At 71.5% G+C, this 6,442-nt stretch carries 4 protein-coding genes; 2 read left to right on the top strand and 2 right to left on the bottom strand.

Annotation, left to right across the window (positions count from 1 at the left end; genetic code table 11):
• Window positions 1–11: 11 nt before the first annotated feature.
• A complete protein-coding gene (locus tag K9U41_RS21140) occupies window positions 12–1,715 on the bottom strand; it encodes a heparinase II/III family protein (protein ID WP_282642820.1) in 1,704 nt (567 codons plus the stop codon).
• Between the two features lie 213 nt (window positions 1,716–1,928).
• On the bottom strand, window positions 1,929–3,305 hold the full coding sequence (locus tag K9U41_RS21135; RefSeq protein ID WP_282642819.1) for an RsmB/NOP family class I SAM-dependent RNA methyltransferase: 1,377 nt from the start codon (window positions 3,303–3,305) through the stop codon (window positions 1,929–1,931).
• Window positions 3,306–3,511: 206 nt separating this feature from the next.
• Here K9U41_RS21135 and K9U41_RS21130 point away from each other — a divergent pair, with 206 nt between their 5' ends.
• Together K9U41_RS21130 and K9U41_RS21125 are read left to right on the top strand one after the other, a co-directional pair.
• The gene (locus tag K9U41_RS21130; protein WP_282642818.1) at window positions 3,512–4,807 is read left to right on the top strand and encodes an adenylosuccinate synthase; all 1,296 of its coding nucleotides are present in this window, start codon (window positions 3,512–3,514) and stop codon (window positions 4,805–4,807) included.
• Window positions 4,808–4,961: 154 nt separating this feature from the next.
• Entirely contained in the window at window positions 4,962–6,332 is a 1,371-nt protein-coding gene (locus tag K9U41_RS21125) for a hypothetical protein (RefSeq protein WP_282642817.1), read from the top strand.
• Window positions 6,333–6,442: the final 110 nt, after the last annotated feature.

The following is a 6,442-nucleotide window of genomic DNA, read 5'->3' as shown; positions in this document are numbered from 1 at the left end:
AAGAGACAGCCCTATGCCCGCCCGCTCGGCCGGCCCGGCGGCACGCTCGGGGCTTCGCGGGTACGCACGAAGGTCCAGATGACGCGCGGCGTGCGCACCACCTCGCCGGACAGCACCAGTTGCGCGGTGCGGCGCGGGCCGCCGGCGGCGGCGAGGTCCACGCTTTCCTCCACCGCCAGGGGCACGTGGGGCGCGGCGAAGGCCCAGGCCTCGCCGTTGGGCAGGCTGAGCAAAGCGGTGTGGGGATCGTCCAGCCGCTCCACGGTCACGGACGGATGCAGGTGGAAGCGGATGGCGAAGGTCTCCGCCGGCAGCTTCGCGCCCTCCTCGGCGGCCCTGAACACATCCTCGCCGTCCAGCCGGTTGCCTTCCATGGCGAGGCGGAACGAGCGCTGGTGGATGAGGCCGAACGGCTCCGCATAGCCATCGTGGCTGGCGCGCAGCAGCAGGGCGTTGTTGCGGGTGCCGCGCTGCACCTCCACCTGCTTCGGCCCCGAGACGATGGGTGCGCCGAAGATGCGCGTCATGGATCCGCCCTGCAGGAAGCGGCAGGACGAGGTATCGGCGATGACGGCGGTGGAATGGGCGGCGGTGGAGCGCGCCACCTGCCGCCACATCTCCCGATGCACCTCCGGCACCCCGCAATTGATGACGAGGCGGTGCCGGCCGGACGAGAATTCAAAGGCGAGGCAGCTGGCATGGGCCTCCCAGCTCGCCATGGCGGGGGGTGGGGGGCCGGTGTCGGCGATCACCATCAGGGCGCGGGCATCGAGCCGCTGGTAGCCGGAATAGGGCGCGTTCGCCACCGGGGCGCCGCGGGCGTCGTCGAAGGCGAGGATGGTGGCGAGCTGGTCCGCCGCCGTGTTCCCCATGCCGTGGAAATGGGCGAACGCCCCGTCGCCGTGCCGGAAGAAGCGCAGCATGGGCATCATCCGGTCCACCGCGTTCATGAGCGCGGGGGGCGCCGGCTGGTTGCGCGCGGTGAAGGCCTGGCGCAGCGGCAGAAGATCCAGCAGCAGCTCGATGAGCATGCCGGGATTGCGGGTGAGCGGGCCGCCATCGGGCAGGATCTGGCGGTCCAGCTCCTCGGACAGGCGCTTGTCCGCCGCCTTCAAGAGCCGGCCCTGGTCCGACATGCACAGGCCGGCGAAGACGAGGGCGGTCACCGCCAGCATGCGCGGCTGGCCGTCCGGCGCGTCATTGGCCATGCGGCGCAGCTGGCGCACCTGCCGGGCCAGCGAGCGCATGAAGCGGCGGTAGAAATCGTGGTCGGCGTCCTGCAGCAGGAAGGTGGCCTGGGTGAGCCAGGAGATGATGCGCCGCGCCGCCACGTCCGGCCGCGCCGCCACCGCCCGCGCCCTGCTCGGATCGCGCATGAAATCGCCCACCAGTGAGCGGGCATTGGCGCGGGCAATGGTGGTGCCGGCGGCCTTGAGGTGCCGCAGCCAGCCGAAGCCGTGCAGCGCCTCGGCCCATTCCACGGAAGGCGGCACCAGCTCGAACGGGGTGCGCCCGTCCAGCAGCATCACCTTGCCGGCGAAGGCGAAGCGGCCGGAATAGATCTCGCTGGCGAGCGTCGCGTCGCCGGTGCGCAGGTCCTGGGGGGCGATGAGCAGGCGCTCAGGCACCGGCACCGGCACATAGCCGAGCGCCATGGTGCGGCCGCCGAGGCGCGCAAGCACCTGCTGCGACCACAGCTCCGCGAGGAGGGCCATCAGGCGCGTGCGCTCTCTCAGGCCGCTCCGGCTCACGGCTCTCCCCGATAACGGGGCGAGACCCTTGGCCAGGATACCTCTGGCCAAAACGCCTTTGGCCACGACCTGAAGGGGCCCCGCCGCTCCATTCCAAATCCGCATGCGCTCGTCTTCACCGACTGATTCGCCGCAACGGACGGGAAGGCCGGTCGAGCGCCGCGCGGGCCTGAAACGTCAGGCCCGGCGCTTCAGCCGGGCGGCGAAGAAGCCGTCGAGACCCGACCGCTCCGCCTCCCCCCGCATCCAGTGACAGGGAAGAGTGCGCACATCCCCTTGAGGAGTTATGAACGGATCAATGCCCTCCACCTCTCCGGGCACGATTGGTGCGCGGATAAGGTCGCTGCGAGCCGCCAGAAGCCGTTCCACCTGCTGTTCGCCCTCCTCCGGCTCCAGCGAGCAGGTGGAATAGACCAGGGTGCCGCCGGGCTTCACCAGGTCCGCCGCATGGGCGATCAGCCGGGCCTGAAGGGCGGCGAGGGTCACAAGGTCCCCCGGCCGCTTGTTGACGGCGATGTCCGGGTGCCGGCGCAGGGTGCCGGTGGCCGAGCAGGGCGCGTCCAGCAGCACGGCGTCGAACGGGCCGCCGGCAAAGTCGGCGGCATCCCCGGCCACCACCTGGGCGGAGAGTTTCAGCCGCTCCAGGTTTTCCTTCAGCCGGGTGAGGCGGGACGATGAGCGGTCCACGGCGGTGACGAGGGCCCCCGCCGCCGCCAGCTGCGCCGTCTTGCCGCCCGGCGCGGCGCACAGGTCCGCCACCTCAAGGCCGTTCACATGCCCCAGCAGCCGGGCCGGCAAGGCGGCGGCGGCGTCCTGCACCCACCAGTCCCCCTCGGCGAAGCCCGGCAGCGCCCGCACCGGGCCGGCCTGCAGCACGCGCACCGAGCCGGTGGGCAGCACCTCGCCCGACAGGCGCTCGGCCCACAAGGCAGGGTCCGCCTTCACGGTGATGTCGAGGGGCGGCTCCACCTTGTGCATGGCGGCGATGGCGCGGGTGGTCTCAAGGCCATAGGCCTTGATCCAGCGCTGGCCCATCCACTCCGGCGTATCGGCGAAATCGGGGCTGATGCCCACCATCAGCGCGTCCGCCTCGCGGGTGAGGCGGCGCAGCACGGCATTCACCAGGCCGGCGAACCCGGCGGTGTTGCGGTCGGCGCGGGCCACGTCCACGCACAGGCCCACGGCGGCGTGGTTGGGCACGTCCATGAACAGGATCTGCGTGGCCCCGGCCAGCAGCACGGATTCCAGCCGCGGCGCCGATTTCGGCAGGCCGCGCTCCATCAGCTTGGCGATCAGCGAGCGCAGGGTGCCGATGCGGCGCAGGCTGGTGGCGAGGATGCGGTAGGCGAGCGCCCGGTCGCGCGGGTCGAGGGCGACATCGGCATCGAGGGCATCCTCCAGCGCGGCACCGTGGCGCAGCACCTGCTCAAGGCCATCCACGGCGAGGATACGGGCGGCAAGGCCCGGCGTCGCGGCGGCCGGTCTGCCAGGAGCCGGGGCGGGTCCTGAACCGGGGCGGCGGGCGGGCTTTTGGGCGCGAGAAGGCGGTTTCATCGCGCAAGGTAGAGCACGAACCATGCGCCCGCGCCAACGGCTTTGCCGCGGGGGCCCTTCACCGGGTTCGCCTCACCTCGTTTACCTTGCCTCGCCAGCGCCGATCCCTTAAGACGCTTTCGTAACGCCCCGGACCAGAGCCGGGGCTTTCCTTTGTGCGCGCGTGCGTTGCGATGCACCCGCGCCGGACCGGGAGGCGCCTTAAGGTGGCCAACGTGGTGGTAGTCGGCTCCCAATGGGGCGACGAAGGCAAGGGTAAGATCGTCGATTGGCTGTCGGAGCAGGCGGACGTGGTGGTCCGCTTCCAGGGCGGCCACAATGCGGGCCATACCCTGGTGGTCGGCGGCGTCACCTACAAGCTCTCCCTGCTGCCCTCGGGCGTGGTGCGCGGCGGCAAGCTCTCGGTGATCGGCAACGGCGTGGTGCTGGACCCCCAGGCGCTGGTGGATGAACTCGCCCGCCTCGCCGCGCAGGGCATCGTCGTCGGTCCGGACCGGCTGCGCATCGCCGAAACCGTCCCCCTCATCCTGCCGCTGCACCGCGAGCTGGACGCCCTGCGCGAGAGCGCCACCGCTCCCGGCGCGCGCATCGGCACCACCAAGCGCGGCATCGGCCCGGCCTATGAGGACAAGGTCGGCCGCCGCGCCATCCGCCTCGTAGACCTCACCGACGCGCAGACCCTGCCGGCCAAGGTGGACCGGCTGCTCACCCACCACAACCTCATCCGCCGCGGCCTCGGCATGGAAGAGGTGAACCGCGACGCCCTGGTGGCGGAGCTGCTCGCCATCGCCCCCAAGGTCCTGCCCTTCATGGACCGGGTGTGGGAGCTGCTCGACAAGGCGCGGCGCGACGGCAAGAAGATCCTGTTCGAGGGCGCGCAGGGTGCGCTGCTCGACATCGACCACGGCACCTACCCCTACGTCACCTCGTCCAACACGGTGGCGGGATCGGCGGCGAGCGGCACCGGCATCGGCCCTGGCGCGCTGGATTACGTGCTGGGCATCACCAAGGCCTACACCACCCGCGTGGGCGAAGGCCCCTTCCCCACCGAGCTGACCGACGACGTGGGCCAGACCCTGGGCAGCAAGGGCCGCGAGTTCGGCGTGGTCACCGGCCGCGCCCGCCGCTGCGGCTGGTTCGACGCGGTGCTGGTGCGCCAGACCGTCCGCACCTGCGGCATCCACGGCATCGCCCTCACCAAGCTCGACGTGCTGGACGGATTTACCGAACTGAAGGTATGCGTCGGCTACACCGTTGACGGCAAGGAAATCGACTACCTTCCGGCGGAGAGCGGGGCGCAGGCCCGCGCCGAGCCCATCTACGAGACCATGGAAGGCTGGCAGGATTCCACCGCCGGCGCCCGCTCGTGGGCGGACCTTCCGGCGGAGGCGGTAAAGTATGTGCGACGGGTGGAGGAGCTCATCGGCTGCCCGGTGGCCGTGCTCTCCACCAGCCCGGAGCGCGACGATACCATTCTGGTCCACAATCCGTTTCAGGCCTGATCTTCGGGCGTGACGCGGGTCCGGAGCATTTTCACGCGGCGCGGACCCCGGTTCGCATCAATGAAATGCGGCATATAAATGCGATAGGGCATTTCTCGTGACCTTGGCGTCACGGCAGGTGCCCTAACGGCTCAAGGCGAAGCGCACGTCTCTCATGGCTGACTACTACCCGCTGCTGGTCCGCGCGATTTCGAGCCTGCCCCAGAAGACCGGGGAGGGTCGCCGCGCGGTCTATGACCGCGCCCGCACGGCCCTCATGCGCCAGTTGCGGGGGGTGGATCCGCCTTTGCCCGAAGGCGAGATCACCCGCGAGCGCATGAGTCTTGAGGAAGCCATCCGCCGGGTCGAGGCCGATTACGCCCAGCAGGACAATTCAGCCGACGCCCTCGATGAGGCGGACGAGGACGAAGCCGCCCCCGAGACACGGGACGAGCCGGATGACGCGGAGGAGGAGCCGGCCCCGCCGGCCGCCCCAGCCGCGGCAAAGGAGCCTCCGCGCACGCCACCGCTCGCCGCCCCGTCCGAGCCGCGTGCCCCCGCGCCCGAACCCAACGGCCGCGCCGAGCGTCGCCTGCCGCCCCGCCAGCGCAGCGAGGAGGAGGACGACGCCGAGGCCGACAGCCGCCCGCCGGTGCGCGGTCGCGGCGAGGTGCGCAGCCGGGCCGCCGCCGCCAACGGCGCCCGCCACCCGGCCAATGGGGAGGCGGGACCCTCCTGGAAGAAGTTCGCCCTGTGGCTGCTGTTCGCCCTCCTGGTGCTGGGCGGCATCGCCTTTGCGGTGGTGAACCGCGACCTGTTCCTGAGCGGCTCCGGCGAACCGCGGCCCGCCGCGCCGGCCGCGTCCGGCTCCAGCGACCAGCCCAAGATCGCCGACCGGGTGGTCCGCGCCTCCGGCGACGCTGCCCGGCGCGCGCCGGCCACTCCGCCCCGGACCGGCGGCGGACCCGCCCGCGCGGTGCTGCTGGAGGAAACCCCCGGCGGCGCCCCACCGCAGGAGTTCGTGGGCACCGTGGTGTGGAAGACCGAGACCGTCAACGCCGGCCCCGGCCTGCCCCCCGACATCGGCCTGCGCGGCGACGTGGTCATCCCCGAGCGCAAGATCAACATGAGCTTCGTGCTGCGCCGCAACACCGACCAGACCCTGCCGGCCTCCCACACCATCGAGATCGGCTTCCGGCTGCCGGACGACTTCCCCTTCGGCGGCGTCTCCAATGTGGACGCGGTGCGCATGAAGGCGAACCAGCAGGCCCTGGGCACGCCGCTCGCGGGCCTCGCGGTGCGGGTGAACCCCACCCTGTTCCTTGTCGGCCTCTCCGAGAAGCCGGCGGACCGCCAGCGCAACGTGACGCTGCTCCAGGCCTATCCGTGGCTGGACGCGCTCATCACCTACACCAACAACAAGAAGGCGGTGCTGGCCTTCGAGAAGGGCCCCGCCGGCGAGCAGGCCTTCAACGACGCCTTCTCCGCCTGGGGCGAGCTGCTCCAGCGCCCGCCGGCCCAGCCGGCGACGCAGAACGGCGGCTGACGGGCACGGCTGGTCCGGGAGAGGAGTGCGCCCCTCCCCGCCGCCGGCCCGGAATAGCGACTCTTCACCACCGTCATGGCCGGGCATGACCGGCGGCGAAGCGGCTTGCG

This window comes from Xanthobacter autotrophicus, from assembly GCF_029991245.1.
GTDB lineage: Bacteria > Pseudomonadota > Alphaproteobacteria > Rhizobiales > Xanthobacteraceae > Xanthobacter > Xanthobacter autotrophicus_C.
Note: the sequence above shows the minus strand (reverse complement) of the source record. Positions and strands in the feature narration are given on the sequence as shown.

Excerpts from the sequence above, each read along its gene's own strand:
- K9U41_RS21140 (WP_282642820.1), bottom strand. The coding sequence starts at position 1,715 with ATGGCCCTCCTCGCGGAGCTGTGGTCGCAGCAGGTGCTTGCGCGCCTC.
- K9U41_RS21125 (WP_282642817.1), top strand. The coding sequence starts at position 4,962 with ATGGCTGACTACTACCCGCTGCTGGTCCGCGCGATTTCGAGCCTGCCC.
- K9U41_RS21135 (WP_282642819.1), bottom strand. The coding sequence starts at position 3,305 with ATGAAACCGCCTTCTCGCGCCCAAAAGCCCGCCCGCCGCCCCGGTTCA.